The following is a 1,219-nucleotide window of genomic DNA, read 5'->3' as shown; positions in this document are numbered from 1 at the left end:
CTCCTGCGCCGCCTGAAGAAACCAGGCGTACGCGATGACGGCGATCACGGACATGACCACCAGAACGGCAGCGAAACTGACGAGGATGCGGTGGCGTATTGTCAGACTCTTCATGGATCCGATTCACCAATGGGGGCATCGTGGGCTGCGCGACAAGCGCTCGTTCCGACGTGTTCGAAAAAGGTGCGTCGAAAAGCGGTAGTCTGACGCTGAATGGTTTCTTTTCCGTTCCATCACTAATGATGGCGATGCCGCTCGCCAGAAGTGACGGTCGAGGACACGTGTTCCGTCGGCGCACATCAGCCCGACATCCGCTGGGCGGCACGCCCGCGTCAAGGTGGGTGGATGACTGATTGTTACCGTCTCGTTGGACGTCGATGAGAAAGGTATTCAATGACGATGAAGCTCTCACCTCACGTCCAAGGCCCTGTCAGCGTTGGGCCTTTGAAGCAAACAACCTGGACAGCCCATAGGCAAAGGCCTATGAACCTTGAAGGGGCACAAATATACGCTGGCCGCTGGTCGATCCAGGAAGTCCGGTGCACCGCCATCAGACTCGCCCAGCGTCGCATAACCCCGCCTACGTCATCGCATGGTCATGCTGGAGGCGCCCATCGGTCGCCGTCCGCCTATTCTGGAAGCCCGATGAACGGATTCTGATGCCGAATGCCGAGCGGCCTGAAATCCTTCTCGTTGTCCGTGAGCACGATCAGATCGTGTTGCATGCCTGTTGCAGCAATAGCGATGTCCTCGAAACCTGGTGAGATGCCAGCGGCCCGAGCGACTGTCATGAGTTGCCCAGTTATTGTTGCCGTTTCGAGGTCAAGAGGGAGGATGCGGCTACTGTAGTAGTGACGGATTTCTCCCCACCATTCAGCGAGCGCGCCCGCCTTCTTGGTGGCACCGGTTCGCTTGGCGTTCGCGATGCCGTCCTCGATCTCGGCCAAGGTGATTACGGAGAGCCAAAGGTCGGACGATCGCTCGACTATCCAGGCCGCTAGTTTCTCATCGGAGGGCGTCCTGCGTTTTGAAGGGGCAAGCAAACTGACGACATTCGTGTCCAAAAGGTACAATGTCAGAACGCCGGATCGCGCAGAGCCCGTGCGGGCTTTCGGCTTCGCGCTGGCAGGTCAGCTTCCTCCAGGGGCGAGTTTGTGAGCAGCCAACCCAGCGACGGCACACGGGAAAGGCGTTAGTAGTCCGAATAGCTGATTACGAC

Annotated in this window: 1 protein-coding gene; it reads right to left on the bottom strand. The window is 58.4% G+C overall.

What is annotated here, in order from left to right:
• Positions 1-629: 629 nt before the first annotated feature.
• Positions 630-1,064 carry a type II toxin-antitoxin system VapC family toxin gene (locus EOA22_RS34250; protein WP_338101684.1) on the bottom strand — a complete coding sequence of 145 codons (435 nt, stop codon included), beginning with the start codon at positions 1,062-1,064 and terminating at the stop codon, positions 630-632.
• Positions 1,065-1,219 lie beyond the last annotated feature (155 nt).

The sequence above is a fragment of the Mesorhizobium sp. M7A.F.Ca.US.014.04.1.1 genome, from assembly GCF_003998745.1.
Lineage (GTDB): Bacteria > Pseudomonadota > Alphaproteobacteria > Rhizobiales > Rhizobiaceae > Mesorhizobium > Mesorhizobium ciceri.
The sequence above is the reverse complement of the archived record's forward strand: the minus strand, read 5'-3'. Positions and strand labels throughout refer to the sequence as shown.